Here is a 20,392-nt window from a genome sequence, read left to right as displayed (position 1 = left end):
GCCGCTCAGGGCGCTTGCTGACCAATTTCGTGACCGAGTTGCTGGAGGTAGGCCTGCATGAAAGCGATGCGGTTCGATGCCTCCTGTCGCGCGCTGCGCGTGTGCAGCGTCCCGGCCACGGTGAATAGCTTGCGGTAGAAGTGGTCGATGCAGAATCGGTTGTCGTCCGGTTCGCGGACGGTGCAGAAGGGGTCTTCGCCCGAGTAGAGGGCGCGTTGGATGGCGCCGCCGGTGAGCAGGCAACGGGAGATGCCGATGGCGCCGAGGGCATCGAGACGGTCGGCGTCCTGAACGACTCTGGCTTCCAGCGTCCGGGCCTGGATGCCGGCGCTGAAGCTGTGGGCTTCGATGGCGTGGGCAATGGCCTCCAGGCGGTCCTGGGACAGCCCGAAAGCCTGCAGGTATTCAGTGGCCATGCGGGCGGCCTGACGTGAGGCCAGGTAACGTTCCGGGTGATTCTTGGGCAGGCACACGCAGTCGTGCAGCCAGGCGGCGGGCAGGACCACGTCCAGGTCTGCGCCTTCGGCCACCGCGATGCGCCGTGCATTGGTCACCACTCGGCGCACGTGCTCGATGTCGTGGGCCGGATCGGCCGCCAGCCGGGTGGCAATGAAGTCTTCGAGAATGGATTCGTCTGGCGTCATGGCGCCTGACATTACCGCATTTGTCGCGGATCAGGCACTGCCGAGTTTTCGGCCACCGCCGATCGGGCGACTCTGACCATCGGCGCCGTACAGCGCGGGCTGATCGGCGGCGGAGAGCAGGGTGGAGAGTGCGGCCTGGTTGTGCTGCATCAGCTCGGTGATCAGCTTGCCGTTGCGCGTGTTGCGGGCCTGGGCATCGCGAGCCAGTTCAAGCACGGTATCCCAGGGGGCGGCTGCGTTCGGCTCGGCGCCACACAGCTTGCGAACGGATTCGTCGTCGGCCGGCAGTCCGATCTGGGTGAGCAGGCGCAGCCGGTCGTCGTTGAGCCGCTGCAACTTCCGGTACTGCTCGGTCTTCTGCTGGGCCAGCGCCATCAACGCATCGGTTTCGCCACTGACCAGCAGTTGTTCTTCGTTCACAAGCAAAGCGACGAAGCTGCGCAACTGCGCGGCTTCGTCACTGAGCAAGGAAAGGAGACGGATTTTTACAGGTTGTTGGGTCGTCACGTCTGGGCCGGTTGCGCCGCCAGCATCTGGCGAACGCTGTCGATCAGACCATCTGCGACCTTGTTCGCATCCACCTGGAAGCGACCTTCGGTCATGGCCTGCTTGATTTCATCCACGCGCGCCTGGTCGACCACCGGCGTATTTGCAATGGCCTTTTCAGCCTGTTGCATACCCGATGAAAGCGACGACAGTTGCACCTGATCGCCTTGGGTCTGGCCCCCCGGGGCCTGACCCGTCGCTCGGGCGCGCTGCTCGCCGGCAGGGGTGTTCCCCACCGATTTCACAGAGTTATCGATTTTCACAGCAATGGTCCTCAATTGTTTTTTATTTGACTACATCTGCTGTTACGGCGCCACCTGTAAAAACTTTAGTACGCCATATCGATAAAACATGTAAACGAATCTTTCCTGCATCCCAGTCGTGACACGGGTCACGGCCGGATCAGCACCTCTCCGTTATCGGTCGCCACACCGGAGACGACCTTCCCTGAGGCAAGGCGGACGCGAATCGCTTGACCGGCGCGGGCGTTGCCCAGGGCCGTTCCCTGATTAGCGACCGAAAAGCCGCTGCCTTGAACGATGACCTTCACGGGACGGCCGGACTGAATGACGATGGGCGCCGCCATCATCGTGGCGCGCAAGGGCTGACCGCTGGCGACGGCAAAGCGCATCTGCTGACCAACGGCCTGCTCGGGTTCGGTGAGTAACTGCCGGCCCATGGTGGTGATTTCGCCACTGCGCAGTTCGATGTCGGCAATCGTGAGCACATCGCCCGGTCTCAGCGCCCGGGCGGCGGCCAGATAGTTGCCCAGGATGCTCACCTGGGCGGGCACGTACAAGGCCCAGTTGCCCTGGCCGACACAGCGCACGCCCACCCGTACCTTGCCCCACGGCCGTGCGCCGGCAGGCAGCCAGGGTTCGAGCCGGTCACAGCGCGGCATATGGGCGGGGATGGTCGGTTGCTCCACTTCGATCTTCACCTGACCGTTCTGGCCGGCGGTCTGGCCGCGCAGGAACTCGTAGACCACGGCGCGCACGGTGCCCGGCGATTGCGCGACCGCGCCCGTCGACAGAGTCATCAGCAGCAAAAAGCAGGAGACAAAGCGTTTCATGGCGCCCATTCGACCATGGGCCCGGCAAGAGTGTCCGCGAGAAAAAGGGGGGCTTTGCCGGCCAAATCGGCGAATCGGCAAAGCTTGCCGCTTCCCGGCTGGGCTTGCCGCCCATCGGCAATGAAAAACCCCTGTTTTGCCGGCCTGTTCAGCGCATTGCCTTGATTTGACGGGCCGTAGGATGCCTGGCACGGATGGTGCAATGGGTGTGGTGCCCGACGCATCGATGCCCCGGGTACCGAATTGAACAAGAGGTGACAGCATGACCAACCGGCTCGATCAAGAAATGCAGTTTCATCAGACCGCACTGAATCTGCGTGCCTATCGCCAGCAGTTGCTCTCGTCGAATATCGCCAACGCCGATACGCCGAACTACAAGGCGAAAGACATCGACTTCACCAAGGCGCTGACCGGCGCGCTGAACATGCGCATGGGCCCGATCGCGCTGGCCACGACCAATGCGGGGCATCAGCAGGGCAAGGTGGCGTCGCCGTTCGACTCGCTGGCCCAGTATCGCAACGTGACACAGGCCAGCGTCGATGGCAACACCGTCGATATGGATGTGGAGCGCGCCGCCTTTGCCGAGAACGCGCTGCACTACGAAGCGAGCATCACCTTCATCAACGGCCTGCTGCGCTCCATGCAGTCGGCAATGCAGAACCAGTGAGGGGTGAGACGTCATGAGCATGCTTAACGTTTTCAAGATTGCCGGCTCCGCCCTCAATGCCCAGTCGGTGCGCATGAACACCACCGCCTCCAACATGGCCAACGTCGATAGCGTGGTTGGCCCGGACGGCGAGTCCTACAAGGCCAAGCAGGTGGTGTTTGCGGCCAAGCCGATCGGCGGCACGGCCGATTCCATCGGCGTGCAGGTCAAGGAGGTGGTCGACAGCGCGGCACCGATGCGCATGGTGTATGAGCCGGCCAACCCGGCGGCCAATGCCGACGGCTATGTGGAAATGCCCAATGTGAACGTGGTGGAGGAGATGACCAACATGATCTCCGCGTCCCGTTCCTATCAGGCGAACGCGGAGGTGATGAACACCGCCCGCACGCTGATCCAGCGCACGCTGAGCATCGGCCAGTAATCCAGCAGGAGTTTTGAACAATGGCCACTGTCACCGCCACGGGAAACGCTCAGCAGATTCTGAGCAATCTTGCCCGCACCGAACCTGCCGAGGCGAACGCCATGGACGACGCTCAAGGCCGCTTCCTCACGCTGCTCACCACGCAGTTGAAGAACCAGGACCCGCTCAACCCCATGGACAACGCCCAGGTGACTTCCCAGCTTGCACAGATCAGCACGGTCGACGGCATCGAACGCCTCAACACCATGCTTGCCAGCCTGGTCGAGGGCCAGCAGTCGACTGACGCGCTGCAGGCCGCCCAACTGGTGGGGCGCGGCGTGTTCGTGCCGGGTCGCGGTCTGGTGCTGACCGAGGAGGGCGCGCTGGGCGGCTTCAAGCTCGACGCGGGTGCCGACAAGGTCAACATCACGGTGACCGACGCCAACGGCATCGAAGTCTTCAAGACGGACCTCGGCGCGCACGATGCGGGTACCCACACCTTCACCTGGGACGGCACCGCCACGGACGGCACCCCGGCAGCAGTCGGAAACTATGTGGTCAACGTGACCGCCACCATGGGCGATAACAAGGTCAGTTCAACCGCGCTGGAGCTGGGCCAGGTGTCCAGCATCATCCGCGGGCCGAAGAGCGTCGATGTGCAGGTCGGCAGCCTCGGCATTTTCCAACTCGATGAAATTCAGCAAATCCTCTGACGGGAGAGACAGTCATGGCATTCCAACAAGGTTTGAGCGGTCTTAATGCCGCGTCCCGCGCCCTCGACGTGATCAGCAACAACGTGGCCAACTCTTCCACCGTCGGTTTCAAGGGCAGCTCCGCGCTGTTTTCCGATGTCTTCGCCTCGGCCATGAACGGTGCCACGGGCTCCGCCGGTGGTCAGGTCGGTATCGGTACCTCCGCTGCGTCGATTGCCCAGGCATTCAGCCAGGGCGGCATTACCGCCACCAACAATCCACTGGATCTGGCGATCAACGGCGGCGGCTTCTTCCGGATGAGCGGCGAGGGCTCCATCGCCTACACCCGCAATGGCCAGTTCGATGTGGACAAGGACGGCTACATCGTCAATACCGGCGGCTACCGTCTCACCGGTTACCCAGCGACGATCACCGGCACGATCCTGCCGGCCACGCCGGTGGAGATGCAGGTCGATACGTCCGACCTGCAGCCGAACCCGTCATCCACCATCGATCTGGGCCTGAACCTGGATTCGCGCAACACCACGCCGACCCTGGCTTTCGATGCCACCGACCCGACCACCTACAACGCATCGACGTCGGTGACGGTGTTCGACTCGCTGGGCAACGACCACATCCTGACCATGTACTTCCGCAAGGCCTCCGGCGGGGTGTGGGACGTCTATCACGAGCTCGATGGCGGTGGTGCCACCGCCTTCGGTTCGCAGCTGACCTTCGATGGTGCCGGCGCGCTGACGGCCGGGGCCAACCAGACCATCTCGGTGACCATCCCGGCCACTTTCGGCGCCAACTCGCCCCAGTCGATCGACATCGACTTCACCGGCAGTACCCAGTACGGCAGTGGCTTCGGGGTGAACCGCACGGCGCAGGACGGCTATGCCTCCGGCTCGCTGGCGGGCATGAGCATCAGCTCCGACGGCATCCTGCAGGGGCGCTACTCCAACGGCCAGAGCCGCAACCTGGGCCAGGTGGTGCTTGCCAACTTCGCCAGCCCCAGTGGCCTGATCTCCGTCGGTGACAACCTGTGGGCCGAATCGCCTGATTCCGGCCAGCCGCTGGTCGGTGCACCGGGCAGTGGCAGCCTGGGCCTGTTGGCCTCGGGCGCGGTGGAAGATTCCAACGTCGATCTGACGGCCCAGCTGGTGAACATGATCACCCAGCAGCGCTCCTATCAGGCCAACGCCCAGTCGATCCGGACTCAGGACGAGATCCTGCAGACCCTGGTCAACCTCTGATCCATCACAGGTAGCGCGTCATGGACAAGCTGATCTACATCGCGATGACCGGAGCCAAGCACACCCTCGGGCAGCAGGCGGCGGTCTCGCACAATCTGGCCAACGCCGACTCCACCGGATTCCGGGAGGAGATGCATCGTTTCCGCTCGGTCGATGTGACCAACTCGCCGTTGCCCAGCCGCGCCTTCGTGGTCGACGCCAGCGTGGCCACCAACTTCAGCGAAGGGCCGATCAAGTTCACCGGCCGCACCTACGACGTGGCCATTCAGGGCAGGGGGTTCTTTGCCGTGCAGGGCGCCGACGGGGCCGAAGGCTATACGCGTGATGGCAGCTTCCAGCTCTCGCCCGAAGGGGTGCTGCTGACCCGCAGCGGACGCCCGGTCATCGGCGACGGTGGGCCCATCACCATCCCGCCGGACAACGAGATCGTCATCGGCAAGGACGGCTCGATTTCCGCCATTCCCGCCACCGGTGACAAGAACGCCGTGAACGTGGTGGGGCGCCTCAAGCTGGTCAATCCGGATGAAGCCACGCTGGAGCGTGGTGAAGACGGCCTGTTCCGCGTTGCCGGCGGTGCCCCCGCACCCCTGGACGAGAACGTTCAGGTGGCCGGTGGTTATCTGGAGGGCAGCAACGTGAATGTGGTCGATCAGATGACCAACATGATTTCCGTGCAGCGCCAGTTCGAGATGCAGATGCAGGTGCTGCGCCGGGCCGAGTCCAACGACCAGACGGCCACCAAGATCCTGAGCGCCGGCTGAGCCTGAAAACTGACCGGTTTTTTCGCGCTTTCTCTGCCGAAGACACCGGGCTGGCCACGCTTACATTGATGGTATCGGTCACCCCGTGTGACCGCCCAAGAACATCGGCCCCCATGGGGCCACCAAGGAGTCCGACATGATCCGCTCACTCTGGACCGCAAGAACGGGCCTTGAAGCCCAGCAAACCCAACTCGACGTGATCTCCAACAACCTGGCGAACGTGTCGACCAACGGTTTCAAGCGCGCTCGCGCCGTGTTCGAGGATCTGCTCTATCAGACCCTGCGCCAGCCCGGCGCCCAGTCCACCCAGCAGACGCAGATCTCCAGCGGCCTGCAGATCGGGACCGGTGTGCGCCCGGTGGCCACCGAGCGCATCCACACCCAGGGCAGCCTGCAGCAGACCGGCAATGCGCTGGACGTGGCGATTCAGGGCGAGGGCTTCTTCCAGATCCAGATGCCGGACGGCACCACGGCCTATACCCGTGACGGCGCCTTCCAGCTCGACAACCAGGGCCAGATCGTGACCGCCAGCGGGTATCCGCTCAACCCGGCCATCATCATTCCGGAAGACACGACCGCCATCACCATCGGCAAGGACGGCACCGTGAGTGTGGTCCAGGCAGGTAACCAGAATGCGCCGACGCAGGTCGGCACCATCCAGATCGCCAGCTTCGTGAACGTGGGCGGCCTGCAAAGCGCGGGTGAAAACCTCTATCTCGAAACCGCTTCCAGCGGCACCCCGACGCCGAACACCCCGGGGACCAACGGCGTGGGCGTGCTCAACCAGAACTATGTGGAAGGCTCGAACGTGAACGTGGCCGAGGAGCTGGTGCAGATGATCACCACCCAGCGCGCCTACGAACTGAACTCCCGCGCCATCCAGACCTCGGATGCCATGCTGGGGCGTCTGACCCAGCTGTAAGCGGAGCCAGATCATGCGTGCCCTGTTCGCTGCCCTTCTGACGACCCTGCTGGTCGGCTGCGCCGCGCTCGACAGCGTGCCGCCCACGGCGGTGCATCAGCCCATGTCGGCCCGACCGACGCAGCGCGCGCAGATGGCGCCGGCCAACGGTGCCATCTTTCAGGCGAACGCCACCCGGCCGCTGTTCGAAGACCGGCGAGCCCGCCTCGTGGGCGACACCATCACCATCAATCTGGTGGAAAACACCTCGGCCCAGAAGGCCTCCAACGCCAGCGCCGGGCGCGATTCGTCCATCAGCGGCGGCATTAACACCGTCAACAAGCTGCCGTTCAAGAACCTGGCCGGCCTGAGCCTGGATGCCGGCACCAGCAATTCCTTCGACGGCTCCGGTGCGGCGGCTGCCAACAACCTGTTCAACGGCACCATCACCGTGACGGTGGTGGAGGTCTATCCGAACGGCAACATGCTGGTCTCGGGCGAAAAGCAGATCGCCATCAATCAGGGCGACGAGTTCATCCGCTTCTCTGGCGTGGTCAACCCGACCTACGTGACCACCAGCAACACGGTGCAGTCGACCCAGGTGGCCGACGCACGCATGGAATACAAGGGCAGTGGCTACATTGCTGACAGTCAGGTCATGGGCTGGCTGCAGCGTTTCTTCATTGCCCTGTTGCCGATCTGAGGTCCGTCATGATGTCCACCTTTCTTCGTCTCGCGCTGATCGGCCTCATCCTCTTCGCCGGTGCCCAGGCCCAGGCCGAACGCATCAAGGACATTGCCAACGTGGCCGGCGTGCGGAGCAACCAGCTGGTGGGCTACGGCATCGTGGTCGGTCTCGACGGCTCCGGTGACCAGACCACCCAGACGCCGTTCACCGTGCAGAGCATCATCAACATGCTCGGCAACATGGGCGTGCAGATGCCGCCCGGAACGAACCTGCAGCTCAAGAACGTCGCCGCCGTCATGGTCACTGCCGATCTGCCGGCGTTTGCGCGGCCGGGTCAGCGCATGGACATCACGGTGTCCTCCATCGGTAACGCCAAGAGCCTGCGTGGCGGCACCCTCATCATGACGCCGCTCAAGGGGGCCGATGGCCAGATCTACGCCATGGGTCAGGGCAATGTCATCGTCGGTGGCGCCGGTGCCCAGGGCGGTGGCGCGTCGGTGGTGGTCAATCATCTGTCGGCCGGTCGCATTCCCAACGGGGCCACGGTCGAACGCGAAGTGCTGTCCTCGGTGGGGCAGGGCGACGTGATCATGCTCGAACTGGAAGACACCGATTTCGGCACCGCCGCACGCATGGTTGATGCCATCAACGCCGCCACCCTGCCGGGCACCGCGCAAGCGCTCGACGGGCGCACGGTGCAGGTGCGCTCGCCCATGGACCCGAGCCAGCGTGTGGCCTTCCTAGGCAAGATCCAGAACATTCAGGTGACCCCGGAGCTCATGGAGGCCAAGGTGATCGTCAATTCGCGCACCGGCTCCGTGGTCATGAACCAGAAGGTGACCTTGCAGCGTTGCGCGGTGGCGCACGGCAACCTGACCGTTTCGGTTCAGAACGAGACGGCGGTCAGTCAGCCGAATGCGCTGGCCGGTGGGCAGACGGTAACCACCCAGACCGGTGGGGCGGCCATTGATCAGGAGGGCTCTTACCTCATGAACGTGGCCGAGAGTGCCGATCTGGCCGAAGTGGTCAAGGCGCTCAACGCGCTCGGGGCCAACCCCATGGACCTGATCAGCATTCTGCAGGCCATGAAGTCTGCCGGCGCCCTGCGTGCCGATCTTGAGGTGATCTGAGGCGCCCATCATGGACGCAATGCCGATCAACACCCTCGATCCGAACGCCATGGCCGACCTCAAGCGCCTGGCCAAGGACAACAATCCCGAAGCCATCAAGGCGGCGGCGCAGCAGTTCGAAGCGCTGTTCCTGTCCATGGTGCTCAAGTCCATGCGCTCGTCGGTGCAGATGAGCGGGCTCATGGATAACGACCAGAGCAAGCTCTACCAGGGGCTGCTCGACCAGCAGCTGGCGACCAATATGGCGGCCAGTGGCGGCACCGGGCTGGCCAAGGCCCTGATCCGCCAGATGGGGGGCGAGGCGCAGACGGCACCGACGCCTGAGCAGATCCTCAACGGCTTCGACATGGCCACCGTCATCCGTCGGCCGGCCGGGGCGTCGCCCATGCCGATTCCGCCGGTGGACACCAGTGCCCGGTCGGCGGCCATTCGACAGAGCACCACCATTGCGCCGACACCGGCCGAGATTTCCAGTGACGCTGAAGCCTTCGTGCGTGAAGTCTTACCGCATGCCCAGGCGGCCAGCCGCGCCACCGGCATCCCGGCACATTTCATGATTGCCCAGGCCGCACTGGAAACCGGCTGGGGCAAGTACCAGCTCAAGGCCGCCAATGGCGCGCCGAGTCACAACCTGTTCAACATCAAGGCCGGCAGCAGCTGGAACGGCCCGACCGTGTCGGTGGGCGCCACCGAATACGTCGATGGCCGTGCGGTGACCGAACAGTCGCGCTTCCGTGCCTACAATTCCTATGCGGATTCCTTCCGCGACTATGCGCGCCTGATCAGCGACAACCCGCGCTACGCGCAGGTGCTTGGCCAGCAGGATCCCGCCGCCTTTGCCCAGCAGCTGCAGGACGCCGGCTACGCCACCGACCCGCGCTACGCCGAGAAGCTCACCCGCATCATCAACGGCGCCACCCTCAAGGGCGCGTTCCCCGGCTGACCAACGCTTCTTGCCGGGCCACCGGCAACGCAGCGGCAAGCATTGCCGCCTCTGGCTGGCGTGTCTTCTTCGTTTTCCTGTTGTTTTCTCGGAAATTCAATAAAAACAGCGGCTTGTGAAACTGGCATTGCTCTTGCCATGTGTCCACCGTAAATGCGTTTTTTCTGAGAGGACTCATCATGGCAGGCATGCTCAGCGTCGGAATCACAGGCCTCAACGCCGCACAGGCGGGCCTGACGACGACCAGCCACAACATCGCCAATGCGTCCACGCCGGGTTATTCCCGGCAGAGCATCATTCAGGGGACGCAGCAGGGGCTGTATTCCGGCTCCGGTTTCCTGGGGCAGGGCACCCGCATCGAGAACGTGCGCCGCTCCTACGATCAGTATCTGGAAAACCAGGTGCTTTCGGCCGACACCAAGCGAGCTGCGCTGCAGGTGTACGAAAACAACATCAGCCAGATCGACAACCTGCTGGCTGACCCAACCGTGGGCTTCTCCCCGGCGCTGCAGACCTTCTTCGAGGGCGTGCAGGAAGTGGCGGCGAACCCCTCGAGCGTGCCGGCGCGCCAGTCCATGATCTCGAGCGCGCAGGCCATGGTGGCCCGTTTCCAGTACCTGGACGCGCGCCTGTCGGAGATGCGCGATGGCACCGAGGCCAACATCTCCAGCACCGTTGAGACCATCAACGCCTACGCCAACGAAATCGGCGAGCTGAACCAGCGCATCGTGATCGCTCAGGCCGCCGGGGCCGGCATGCCGGCCAACGACCTGCTCGATACCCGCAACAACCTCGTTCGCGAACTCAACCAGCTGATCCGCGTGACCACGGTCGAAGAGTCCGACGCGACCGTCAGCGTGTTCATCGGCAGCGGTCAGCCGCTGGTGGTCAACACCCAGGTCACCCAGCTGACCGCCACGCCGAGCAATGAAGACCCGACCCGTCTGGCGATCGGCCTGCAAATGCCCACCGGCGCCTCCATCGAAATGCCCGAGAGCCTGCTCTCGGGGGGCGAGCTTGGGGGGCTGCTCGAGTTCCGTCGCGACGCCCTTGATACCGCTCAGAACAAGATGGGCCTGCTGGCCGTGGGCATTACGGAAGCCTTCAATGCCCAGCACCGCCTCGGCCAGGATCTGGACGGCAACCTGGGCACCGATTTCTTCGCGCAGCTGAGCCCGAGCATCAAGCCCGTGGCCGGCGCGACCGCGACGCCGACGGTGGCTTTCGGTGATATCGGCAAGCTCACCGGCGGGACCTACACGCTGACCTACACCAATGCCACCGGTGCTTACAGCCTGATCGATCGCGCCACCGGCACGGCCGTGAATGCCGCCGATGTGGGGCTGACGATCACCCCGCCGGGGGCGACCGTGACTGGCGAGTCATTCCTGATCGAGCCGACACGTTTTGCCGCACAGGACATTCGCGTGGCCATCGGCGACACCCGCCTGGTGGCCGCTGCCGGTCCGGTGCGTAGCGTGGAGCGCGCAGGCAACCTGGGCAGCGGTTCGATCGATGCGGTGACGGTGACCGACGCGACCGGCTTCGCCAGCGGCAATCCGCATATCCCGAACTACACGCTGACCTTCAACAGCGGGAGCAACGCCTACGACGTGTTCGACAACACGAACACGCTCATCGGTTCGGTGGCCTACAACCCGGCCACCCAGTCGGCCGGCACCACCGTGACCCTGCCGGCGCCGCTCGGCGGCATCAACCTGACCCTGTCGGGCGTGCCGACCAATGGCGACAGCTTCTCCCTTCAGAGCAACACCAGCGGCGTGGCCGACAACACCAACGCGGTGGCCCTCGGTGCCTTGCAGACCACCAAGCTCATGCTCGCCGCCGGTGGCAATCCGACCGCCAACTTCCAGTCGACCTACTCGAATCTGGTGAGCGAGATCGGCAACAAGGCCAACGAAATCAAGGTGAACAAGACGGCTCAGGAAAGCCTATACGCGCAGGCCAACGCCACGCGCGAGTCCCTCTCCGGTGTGAATCTGGATGAAGAAGCGGCCAACCTGATCCGTTATCAGCAGGCATACCAGGCCTCGGCAAAGGTGATGTCCATTGCCGGCAGCCTGTTCGAAGAAATCCTGAGCATCGCTCGATAGGAGACAGATCATGCGAATCAGCACTGGCATGCTCTACCAGACCGGCGTCAGCACCATCCAGCAGAAGACGACGGAAATGCTCAACACCCAGCAGCAGGTGGCCACCGGCCGGCGCGTCGTGGCGCCGTCGGACGACCCCATCGCCTCTTCCCGGGCGCTCGAAGTGAGCCAGGCGCAGACGCTCAACCTCACCTTCCAGACCAACCAGGGCTATGCCAAGGATTCGCTCGGTCTGCTGGAGAACAAGCTGGCCGCGGTCGAAGAGATCCTGATCCACACCCGGACCCGTGCGGTGGAGTCGGGCAACGGCAGCTACTCGGACTCGGAGCTGGGCAGCATTGCCATCGACGTGCGCGCCAACTTCGACGCCTTGCTCGGTCTGGCCAACAGCCAGAATGGCAACGGGGAGTACATGTTTTCCGGCTATCAGGCCGATGTGCAGCCCTTTACCGGCAACATCGATGGTGTGACCTTTCAGGGCGATCAGGGTGAGCGCACCTTGCAGGTGTCGCCCTCGCGCATCATGAGTGTGAGCAACTCCGGCTCGGAGGTGTTCAACGACGTGCGCGCACAGCTCGGTGAATTCTTCGCCGTGCCGGGTACGCCCAACGGCGGCACCGGCCACGTCGCACAATCGCAGACCACGGCCGCCTACACCGGCACCCGATACAGCATTGCCTGGGATGGCACCAACTACAACGTCACCAACGTCGACACCGGTGCCGCCGTGGTCTCGCAAGCCGGACCGACGCTGACCTTCGATTCCGTTCAGCTGGAGATGGGGGGAAGCCCTTCCGTGGGTGACGTTTTCGAGGTCGGCCCCAGTGCCAACGTGTTCAACATGTACACCAACATGGTCCGTGCGCTGGAAAACCCCTCGACCACGGTCGGCATCATCGGTGCGGTCGATCAGGCCATCAAGGGCATGGATGAGGCACTGGACCAGGTGCTCACGGTGCGGGCATCGGTGGGTTCGCGCATGAATGAAGTCGCCTCACTCGAAGACGTGGCCAGCGACCTCAACGTGCAGTATGCGCAGACCCTCTCGCGCCTTCAGGACGTGGACTACGCCGAGGCCGTGAGCAACCTCACCTTGCAGCAAACCTATCTGCAGGCCTCGCAACAGTCGTTCATGCGCATCTCCAACCTGTCCCTGTTCAACTACCTGAGCTGAAACACCATGCGCCGCTTCTGTCTCGCCATTGCCGCCGCATCGCTCACCGCCTGCAGCACCATCGACGCCCTGCCGGGGCCGGGCGAGGGCGCCTCGACCCAGTGGCTACTGATTCCGGCGGCGGGGCTGACGGCCATGCAGACCGGCATGCTCACCGTGCCCAACATCACCGCCGCGGTGAGCGTATGGGCGCTTTATGATCCACTGGCACCCAACTGGGACATCCGGGCCGCCCAGCTCGACGAGCGCCGCATCCGCTTCTCCATGAAGCACAAGTTTCTCCACTCCGGTGGTGCCGGCGAGGCCAACCAGGTGCTCAAACGCAACGCCGAGCGCTTTGCGCTGGAGCAGGGCTTCAGCGAATACGAGATCGTGAGCTTCGAAGAGGGCATCGAATCGACCCGGCCCTTCGCACGGCGGTTTGCCGTGGCCGAGGTGGTCATGCTCAGAGGCCGAGCCCTGCCGGGCTTGTGAGTCGCCTACTCAGCGAACCGAAGTTGGGTGGATGTCACCCGCGACCCCACCTGAACGCGGGCCGACTTGATCTGGCCCGCGCGCTCGGCCTGAACGTCATAGCTCCCCGGCGGCATTCTGAACACGCACAGCGGCCCCGCAGCGCCGATGATGAGCGGCACCTTGAGCTGGGCCCCGCTGACCGTCAGCATCACGTCCGACACATAGGCACCGCGCTCACCGGCGGTCAGCAACACCGCCAGGTTCGATGACGCCTTGAGCGATTCCAGACTGGTGAATTCTTCTTCGCCCACACCGCCGCACAGGTAGGAAACCTCGCCTGACTTTTTCCAGACGGGGGCCGCGTGAGCAAATTGGGTGGCCAGTGCGATCGACATCGCCACGAGCAGTTGTGTCTTCATTTGATCAAGTCCTGATGAGCTTGTTGGTTGTCGTGGCTGAGACCACGGGCTGACGAATTCGATCCCTTTGCAGTGCCGGCAGCGCCCCCAGCGGATGCGAAATTTCGGTCGTGCTTCGGGTATTCTTGCCGTCTTGATCTGTTGCCGGAGCGCTTGAGACGCCCGGGCAATGTGGCGGACGATATTTCTGAAAAGGACCACACCATGACCACACTCGGCACTCCGTTTTCTTCCACGGCCACCCGTGTTCTCCTGTGCGGCTCGGGCGAACTGGGCAAGGAGGTCGTCATTGAACTGCAGCGCCTCGGATGCGAGGTCATCGCCGTCGACCGCTATGCCAACGCACCGGCCATGCAGGTGGCCGATCGCAGCCACGTCATCTCCATGCTCGACGGCGACGCGCTGCGTGGCGTGATCGAACAGGAAAAGCCGCACTATATCGTGCCCGAGATCGAGGCCATCGCCACCGACACGCTGGCGGCGCTGGAAAAAGAAGGCTTCAACGTGGTGCCGACCGCCCGCGCCGCCCAACTGACCATGAACCGCGAAGGCATCCGCCGCCTGGCGGCCGAAACCCTGGGCGTGCCGACCTCGACCTACCGCTTTGCCGCCAGCGAAGAGGAATATCGCGCCGCGGTGGAGGCGATCGGGCTGCCGTGCCTGGTCAAGCCGATCATGAGTTCATCGGGCAAGGGGCAGAGCTTCGTGAAGAGCGCCGACAAGGTCGACGCGGCCTGGGCTTACGCGCAGGAAGGCGGTCGCGCCGGCAAGGGCAAGGTGATTGTCGAAGGCTTCGTCGATTTCGACTTCGAGATCACGTTGCTGACCATTCGCCACAACGACGGGCAGGGCAAGACCATCACCAGTTTCTGCGCACCCATCGGCCACCGTCAGGAAGATGGCGACTATCAGGAGTCGTGGCAGCCGCAGCGCATGACCGCCACCGCGCTGGAGCGTGCCCAGCAGATCGCGAAGACCGTCACTGATGAACTCGGTGGCCGTGGCCTGTTCGGCGTCGAGTTGTTCGTCAAGGGCGACGACGTCATCTTCAGCGAAGTGTCGCCGCGTCCGCACGATACCGGCATGGTGACCCTCATTTCGCAGGATCTGTCCGAGTTTGCTCTGCATGCCCGCGCGATTCTGGGCCTGCCGATTCCCAATATCGCGCTGCATGGCGCGTCCGCCTCGGCCGTGCTGCTGGTGCCCGGCAACTCGACCACCATGCAGTACCACAACCTCACCGCTGCGCTGAGCCGCCCGGACACCCAGCTGCGCCTCTTCGGCAAACCGGAAGTGGCAGGCAAGCGTCGCCTTGGCGTGGCGCTGGCGCGCGCCGAGTCGGTCGAAGCCGCCCGTGAAGTGGCCAATGCGGTGATCGGCGACATTCAGGTCGAACTCTGACGCCGGCGCTGTGGCGCTGCCGGGTTCCGGCGAGATCTCGCACAACGCCCTGTCGCATTCGCGACAGGGCGTTGTCTTTTGTCGTGCTCCAATCGAAGGGCAGGTGTCCTAAAGCATTGATTTAAAAATGGTCATCGGTCTGGCATCTGAATTGCGATAGGTGGCGTTGGTACTTGCCCGATGGTGCGGCAGGTCAAGTGAGCTTATCGACAAGAGGAGAAATCATGTCCGTTCAGACCATTCAGGCTTTTTCGGAAAAGGCTCGTAGCGACGCCGAATTGGGCTCAGCACTCAAGGCCTGTCAGAAGATCAAGGAGTTGCGTGCCCTGGCCCGCGACAACGGCTTCGAGATTCATGAAGATTCCCTGTATCCGCCGAACGAACCGCAGTTCACCGAAGATCAGCTCTCCGAGCGCCTGGTGAAAGCCTTGCTTCGCGCCTGAGCGGAGGCCCACCCCATGAGCAAGATCGGCATCTTCTTCGGCACCGAAACCGGCAGCACCCGACTGGTGGCCAAAAAGCTCCAGCGCCAGTTGGGTCACGAGATCGCAGACAAGCCGATCAACGTGGCCAAGGCGAGCATCGGCGACATGCTGCAATACGATGCATTGATCCTCGGCACGCCCAGCTATGGGGTGGGCGATATTCCCGGCCGCAGCGCCGGCTGCTTCGAACCGAACTGGGAGGAGTTCTTCGCCCGGCTCGACGAAGAGCCCGATTTCAGCGGCAAGAAAATTGCCTTCTTCGGCCTCGGCGCGCAAGAGCGCTATTCGGAGCGATTCTGCAGCTCGCTGTTTGCGCTCTACGTGATGTTCAAGAGCTTTGGTGCGCAGATCGTGGGGCAGTGGCCCATCGATGGTTATGTGTTCGAACACTCGAATGCCGTCGTCGATGGCCAGTTCGTCGGTCTGGTGCTCGACCAGCGAACCCAGCACATGCACACCGACGAGCGTCTGGAACGCTGGAGCGCCATGGTGGTGCCGCAGCTGATGGGTACGCCTGGCTGAACGGAGAGTCACCGCGCGGAGGCGGGGGGGGGCGGTCAATTCGACGCGTGCATGTCGTTCAGCGCGCCGGCTGGTTCAGGTCGGATGTCAGCATGGCGCGGACAGCCCGGATGCTCAGTGCGTGGCATGTGTCCGGACGTTGCGCCCGACCCATGCTCTCAACCATTCTGGAAGCGCCTAGGGGCTCGGGATACGATGCCGGGGGATCATCCGGAGGCGTCAATTCGCCCAAGCCATTGGGGGCTCAGGTTGTCCACTGTCCGCCGGGACGCCGTACTTCAGTTCCTCGCACGAGAACGCCAACATCGACGTGAGGCGTCACGTTTTCCGTATCACGCGAACTTGTCGCGTGTTGCGGGAACAGGTGACGCGGCATCCTTCACCGATCTTCGTGTGGCAGCTCAGACCCAGCGCGACGTGAAGCCGCTCTGGTACGGCGCCAATCCACCAACCGGTCGTTCGTGGCCGCCGGCTCGTCCTTATTCCCTCCCTGTGCGAGATGCGCTGAAACATGACCGGTGCGACGAGACGCTGCATTTCGCTCGGCATATGCGGCGACAAGGAAACACTCGGTGTCAGTGCGGTGAGAGCACCGGAGTCGTGCCGGGGCATCTCGGGATAGCCATCCATCTCATCCTCGGTGGGCTGATTCACTTTGTCGGCTCAAACACCTGCAGCGGCCTGAACAAAAGACTGCCTCGCCGAGGCTTTGAAGCGTCGATTTACCTGGCAAAGACACAGACTGTTCTAAATGCGACCTCCAGCCCTGCTGTTAGCGACGTACCCCTTGCTGCGTGGTGGTTTTCTGCTGTTTCATGCGTTTCGGTTGTCACTCATTGACACAACACGACAACAGCCAATGTGCTCCCGACGGCTTGGAAATCGAGCTCGGGAGCGCTGCGGCGCAAGCGCAACTCTCGGAGACAATGGAAATGATGAAAAAACTCAAGCTGCCCCGATTCCTTGCGGTAGCGGCGACGGCGATTGCCTGTTTGCTGGGCCAGCCGGCCTATGCGGCAACCACATTGAAGATGGCCACCGACTCGGGCACCAAGGGTTCTCCTGCGGGCGACGCACTGAAGAAATGGGCGGAGCTGATCGAGCAGAAATCGAACGGGGAACTCAAGGTCAGGGTGTTCTACCAGAACGAACTGGGCGGTCAGCAGGAAGTGTTCGATCTGCATGTTGCCGGCGACGTGCAACTGATGCTGAACTGGCCCATGACCTCTTACGACAAACGCATCGGCGTGATCTACACGCCGTACATGACCACTTCGTGGGACGAAGCGCTGAAGGCCTACAGCCCCGGCGGCTGGGTGAACGACCTGCTGGGCGGCATCTACAAGGACATCGGCCTCAAGTTCTTCGGCCCCTGGCCGGAAGGCTTCAACGGCGTTGCGACGCGTGATCGCCACGCGCTCACCGTACCCGAGGCGAAAGGCATCAAGGTGCGGACCATGACCGTGTTCCCGGCGCCACAGACGATGCAGGCACTTGGTTACCAGACGGCTGCTATCGACTGGGGCGAGGTCTACACCGCACTGCAGACGGGTGTTGTCGATGGCGAAGCGGGTAACGTGATCTTCTGGGACTACGAGTACTTCCGCGACATCATCAACACCTACGTGCGCACCAAGCACTTCTTCATGACCGGCATCCTGAGCATGAACGACAAGGCCTGGGAAAAGCTGACGCCGGCGCAGCAGAAGGCGGTCAGCGAAGCGTCGCTGGAGATCATGAACGAACAGTTCAGTGCCGCACGCAAGCAGGATGAGTTCTACGTGCAGAAAGCTGTCGAGGCCGGCATCAAGTACATCGAGCCGACCGACGAGCAGTTCAAGGCGCTGGCCAAGACGGCCCGCGAGCAGGTGTGGCCACTGATGGAACAGGAAATCGGCGCCGACATCGTCAACACGATCCGAAAGAACGCCTCTCCGCTCTGATCGAATTGCTGCTTTCCTCTCGCTGGCCCGTCTGACGGGCCAGCGTTTTACTGAACGGGGTTTTCCATGACGCTAACATCCATCGGAGGCCGGGTCATTGCCCGGGTGCTTGATGGCGCTGCCCTGATTGCGAGCCTGGTCGTGGTCGGCCTGATGCTCTTTCTGGTTGTCGCGCGCTACGTTTTCGGCTGGTCGATCATCGGATTGCTCGAAGTCATCATGGCTTTCGGGATGTGGGTGTACATGCTCGGTGCGCTGATTGCGAGCCGCCGCCGCGAGCATCTCGTCATTGATTTCTTCGCGCAGAAGATCGCCTCCGAGCGCGCACGGGCCGCTCACAAGCTGGTGGTGGGGGGCATCACCCTTGCCGCCGCGCTGTTCTTCACCTTGTTGTCCTGGAAAATGCTGGCGTGGGGGTTTAGCCACCCGCAAACCACGCCCGGTCTCGGCATTCCCCTTTGGATTCCCCAGTCGGCGATCATCGTCGCCGCGTTTGGCAGCAGCCTGTATGCGCTGCGCGACATGATCATGGCTGCACGTGCGATCTGGTCTCCGCCCGTGAATCACAACACCGAGGAGGAGCGCACATGGAAGGCTTGATCGCAGTAGGGCTCCTGCTGTTTTTGATGATTCTGGGTGTTCCGGTCGCGTGGTCCTTCGCGGGCGTGCTTGCCTACCTCGTGACGGCCTATGACGCGAACATCGACACGATCATGATGCAGGGCTATCGCTCGCTTGATTCGGTCATCCTGATCGCGCTGCCGCTCTTCGTGCTGACGGGCTACCTCATGCAAGGCGGCGGTATCGCTCACCGACTGGTGGACTTCATCGAAGTCATGGTCGGCAAGCGGCGTGGCGGCATGGGGGCATCGATGGTGCTGGCCTCCGGCATCTTTGGCGCCATTGCCGGTACGGCCACCGCAGCCGTCGCTTCGATCGGCAAGATCATGGTGGGGCCGCTCGAGCAGCGCGGCTATCCGCGCCACTATTCGGCGGCGCTGCTGGGTATCTCGTCACTCCTCGGCATCCTGATTCCCCCCTCGATCACCATGATTCTGTTCGCGGTGGTGACCCGTCAGTCGGTCGCGGCCTGCTTTGCTGCGTCGATCGGCCCGGCCGTTCTGCTGATCCTGGGCCTCATCCTGGCGAACCGCTTCAGTATCGGGCGACTGTTCGACGAGAGCCTGACCGCTGCAGCCGAAGGGCAGGCCCTGCCGACTAAAGGGCGCGCCACCATCCGCGCGCTGCCGGCCCTCTCGCTGCCGATCATCATCCTGGGCGGTATCTACGGAGGCGTCTTCACGCCGACCGAAGCGGCTGCGGTTGCCGCAGTGGCGGCCATGCTGATCGGATTCTTCATCTATCGCGACCTGACGCTGAAGATCTTCGCGCGCAATGTCATCGACGCGGCCGAGACCACCGGCACGGTGATCCTGATTCTGCTGTTCAGTTTCATGATCGGCCGGATCATGGCCTCTGAGGGCATTCCACAGGATCTGACCGAATGGGTCACCACGCTGGTGCAGAACCCGCTCATGATCCTGATCACCGTCAACCTCGTCCTGATCATTGCCGGCATGATCATGGACGACGTCTCGGTGACCGTTGTGGTGGCACCCTTGTTCATGCCCCTGATGGTTCACGCCGGCATGCATCCGGTGCATTTCGCATCGGTGGTTGCCTGTTCCGTGGTGATCGGCGCCAACAGCCCCCCGGTGGCGCCCATCCTTTACATGGCCTGCCGCATCGGTGGGGCGTCGATCCACCGGACTGTCCGCCCTGCGCTCATGTTGATGGGCCTCGTGGCGGTGCCGGTGATGCTGGTGACGACCTTCGTGCCCGAGTTGTCCCTGTTCCTGCCTCGCGTGCTCGGCTTCCTCTGACACGGCGGCTGCCCGGCCGGTTCGGGCTGAAGGCGTTGACTGCCCCCGTGGTCGTGACGCTTTTCAGCCCCCTGAACTGCGCCGGGCGTGGCACCCACGGTCCGCGGTCGGTCGAGGCGTGACCTACGTGTTTGAACACTCGAATGCCCGCCTCGGCGCTCGGTTTGTCGGTCTGGTGCTCGACCCGCGTACCCAGCGCATGCACACCGACGAGCGTCTGGAACGCCGTAGCACCATGGGGGCGCCGCAGCGGATGGGCCTACCGGCACTGGCGCCCCGTTGAGCCACGGTCATC

The 20,392-nt window shown here is 63.3% G+C and carries 25 protein-coding genes; 19 read left to right on the top strand and 6 right to left on the bottom strand.

All coding sequences use genetic code 11. The features are described from left to right. Nucleotides 1-5: 5 nt before the first annotated feature. The 4 genes from J0W34_RS13570 to flgA all read right to left on the bottom strand — a co-directional run bounded on the left by J0W34_RS13570 (nt 6) and on the right by flgA (nt 2,262). Nucleotides 6-644 carry an HD domain-containing protein gene (locus J0W34_RS13570; RefSeq protein WP_230969131.1) on the bottom strand — a complete coding sequence of 213 codons (639 nt, stop codon included), beginning with the start codon at nt 642-644 and terminating at the stop codon, nt 6-8. 30 nt (nt 645-674) lie between these two features. Then, nucleotides 675-1,151, bottom strand: a complete 477-nt coding sequence (locus tag J0W34_RS13565) for a flagella synthesis protein FlgN (protein ID WP_227817445.1) — start codon at nt 1,149-1,151, stop codon at nt 675-677. Then, complete coding sequence (gene flgM / locus J0W34_RS13560; RefSeq protein WP_227817444.1) at nt 1,148-1,453, bottom strand: flagellar biosynthesis anti-sigma factor FlgM; 306 nt, start codon at nt 1,451-1,453, stop codon at nt 1,148-1,150. Before flgM ends, J0W34_RS13565 begins: the two co-directional genes overlap by 4 nt. A 128-nt stretch (nt 1,454-1,581) precedes the next feature. Further along, nucleotides 1,582-2,262, bottom strand: coding sequence for a flagellar basal body P-ring formation chaperone FlgA (gene flgA / locus J0W34_RS13555; RefSeq protein WP_230969130.1), 681 nt, complete (start codon nt 2,260-2,262; stop codon nt 1,582-1,584). A 262-nt stretch (nt 2,263-2,524) separates the two neighbouring features. Here flgA and flgB point away from each other — a divergent pair, with 262 nt between their 5' ends. From flgB to flgJ, 9 genes are all read left to right on the top strand, one after another. Beyond that, entirely contained in the window at nt 2,525-2,929 is a 405-nt protein-coding gene (gene flgB / locus J0W34_RS13550) for a flagellar basal body rod protein FlgB (RefSeq protein WP_227817442.1), read from the top strand. A gap of 13 nt (nt 2,930-2,942) precedes the next feature. Further along, nucleotides 2,943-3,350 (top strand): flagellar basal body rod protein FlgC, encoded by a 408-nt coding sequence (gene flgC / locus J0W34_RS13545; protein ID WP_230969129.1) that lies wholly within the window; start codon nt 2,943-2,945, stop codon nt 3,348-3,350. Nucleotides 3,351-3,370: 20 nt separating this feature from the next. Beyond that, nucleotides 3,371-4,042: a flagellar hook assembly protein FlgD gene (locus J0W34_RS13540; RefSeq protein WP_230969128.1), complete on the top strand. Its 672-nt coding sequence runs from the start codon at nt 3,371-3,373 to the stop codon at nt 4,040-4,042. Nucleotides 4,043-4,056: 14 nt separating this feature from the next. After that, nucleotides 4,057-5,277, top strand: a complete 1,221-nt coding sequence (gene flgE / locus J0W34_RS13535) for a flagellar hook protein FlgE (RefSeq protein WP_227817439.1) — start codon at nt 4,057-4,059, stop codon at nt 5,275-5,277. A gap of 20 nt (nt 5,278-5,297) precedes the next feature. Continuing rightward, on the top strand, nt 5,298-6,038 hold the full coding sequence (gene flgF, locus J0W34_RS13530; protein WP_230969127.1) for a flagellar basal-body rod protein FlgF: 741 nt from the start codon (nt 5,298-5,300) through the stop codon (nt 6,036-6,038). 136 nt (nt 6,039-6,174) lie between these two features. Further along, entirely contained in the window at nt 6,175-6,960 is a 786-nt protein-coding gene (flgG, locus tag J0W34_RS13525; protein WP_227817437.1) for a flagellar basal-body rod protein FlgG, read from the top strand. A 13-nt stretch (nt 6,961-6,973) separates the two neighbouring features. Beyond that, nucleotides 6,974-7,642 carry a flagellar basal body L-ring protein FlgH gene (locus J0W34_RS13520; RefSeq protein ID WP_227817436.1) on the top strand — a complete coding sequence of 223 codons (669 nt, stop codon included), beginning with the start codon at nt 6,974-6,976 and terminating at the stop codon, nt 7,640-7,642. A gap of 8 nt (nt 7,643-7,650) precedes the next feature. Next, nucleotides 7,651-8,757 carry a flagellar basal body P-ring protein FlgI gene (locus J0W34_RS13515; RefSeq protein ID WP_321573673.1) on the top strand — a complete coding sequence of 369 codons (1,107 nt, stop codon included), beginning with the start codon at nt 7,651-7,653 and terminating at the stop codon, nt 8,755-8,757. Nucleotides 8,758-8,767: 10 nt separating this feature from the next. Then, nucleotides 8,768-9,700, top strand: coding sequence for a flagellar assembly peptidoglycan hydrolase FlgJ (flgJ, locus tag J0W34_RS13510; protein ID WP_230969126.1), 933 nt, complete (start codon nt 8,768-8,770; stop codon nt 9,698-9,700). On the opposite strand, the gene J0W34_RS13505 is transcribed toward flgJ, so the two are convergent. Then, a complete protein-coding gene (locus J0W34_RS13505; RefSeq protein ID WP_230969125.1) occupies nt 9,678-9,881 on the bottom strand; it encodes a hypothetical protein in 204 nt (67 codons plus the stop codon). The genes flgJ and J0W34_RS13505 overlap by 23 nt on opposite strands. On the opposite strand from J0W34_RS13505, the gene flgK reads away from it, so the two are divergent. Genes flgK through J0W34_RS13490 form a run of 3 tightly spaced genes read left to right on the top strand, consistent with a single transcriptional unit; the run spans nt 9,880 to nt 13,462 of the window. After that, a complete protein-coding gene (gene flgK / locus J0W34_RS13500) occupies nt 9,880-11,814 on the top strand; it encodes a flagellar hook-associated protein FlgK (RefSeq protein ID WP_230969124.1) in 1,935 nt (644 codons plus the stop codon). The genes J0W34_RS13505 and flgK overlap by 2 nt on opposite strands. Before the next feature lie 10 nt (nt 11,815-11,824). Next, nucleotides 11,825-12,988, top strand: a complete 1,164-nt coding sequence (flgL, locus tag J0W34_RS13495; protein WP_227817433.1) for a flagellar hook-associated protein FlgL — start codon at nt 11,825-11,827, stop codon at nt 12,986-12,988. Between the two features lie 6 nt (nt 12,989-12,994). Continuing rightward, nucleotides 12,995-13,462: a hypothetical protein gene (locus J0W34_RS13490; protein ID WP_227817432.1), complete on the top strand. Its 468-nt coding sequence runs from the start codon at nt 12,995-12,997 to the stop codon at nt 13,460-13,462. 5 nt (nt 13,463-13,467) lie between these two features. On the opposite strand, the gene J0W34_RS13485 is transcribed toward J0W34_RS13490, so the two are convergent. Then, nucleotides 13,468-13,863, bottom strand: coding sequence for a hypothetical protein (locus tag J0W34_RS13485; protein WP_230969123.1), 396 nt, complete (start codon nt 13,861-13,863; stop codon nt 13,468-13,470). Nucleotides 13,864-14,067: 204 nt separating this feature from the next. Here J0W34_RS13485 and purT point away from each other — a divergent pair, with 204 nt between their 5' ends. The 7 genes from purT to J0W34_RS13450 all read left to right on the top strand — a co-directional run bounded on the left by purT (nt 14,068) and on the right by J0W34_RS13450 (nt 20,380). Beyond that, nucleotides 14,068-15,264: a formate-dependent phosphoribosylglycinamide formyltransferase gene (gene purT / locus J0W34_RS13480; protein WP_227817430.1), complete on the top strand. Its 1,197-nt coding sequence runs from the start codon at nt 14,068-14,070 to the stop codon at nt 15,262-15,264. 224 nt (nt 15,265-15,488) lie between these two features. Beyond that, complete coding sequence (locus tag J0W34_RS13475) at nt 15,489-15,707, top strand: Nif11-like leader peptide family natural product precursor (protein WP_227817429.1); 219 nt, start codon at nt 15,489-15,491, stop codon at nt 15,705-15,707. A gap of 15 nt (nt 15,708-15,722) precedes the next feature. After that, a complete protein-coding gene (locus J0W34_RS13470) occupies nt 15,723-16,271 on the top strand; it encodes a flavodoxin (protein ID WP_230969122.1) in 549 nt (182 codons plus the stop codon). A 932-nt stretch (nt 16,272-17,203) separates the two neighbouring features. Next, nucleotides 17,204-18,214 (top strand): TRAP transporter substrate-binding protein DctP, encoded by a 1,011-nt coding sequence (gene dctP, locus J0W34_RS13465; protein ID WP_227817427.1) that lies wholly within the window; start codon nt 17,204-17,206, stop codon nt 18,212-18,214. Between the two features lie 66 nt (nt 18,215-18,280). Beyond that, nucleotides 18,281-18,814 (top strand): TRAP transporter small permease, encoded by a 534-nt coding sequence (locus J0W34_RS13460; protein WP_227817426.1) that lies wholly within the window; start codon nt 18,281-18,283, stop codon nt 18,812-18,814. Beyond that, on the top strand, nt 18,802-20,097 hold the full coding sequence (locus tag J0W34_RS13455; protein ID WP_230969121.1) for a TRAP transporter large permease: 1,296 nt from the start codon (nt 18,802-18,804) through the stop codon (nt 20,095-20,097). Before J0W34_RS13460 ends, J0W34_RS13455 begins: the two co-directional genes overlap by 13 nt. A 118-nt stretch (nt 20,098-20,215) precedes the next feature. After that, nucleotides 20,216-20,380, top strand: a complete 165-nt coding sequence (locus J0W34_RS13450; protein ID WP_230969120.1) for an NADPH-dependent FMN reductase family protein — start codon at nt 20,216-20,218, stop codon at nt 20,378-20,380. The last annotated feature ends 12 nt before the right edge of the window (nt 20,381-20,392 follow it).

Source organism: Nitrogeniibacter aestuarii (assembly GCF_017309585.1).
Lineage (GTDB): Bacteria > Pseudomonadota > Gammaproteobacteria > Burkholderiales > Rhodocyclaceae > Nitrogeniibacter > Nitrogeniibacter aestuarii.
This window is presented reverse-complemented; position numbering and strand designations above follow the sequence as displayed.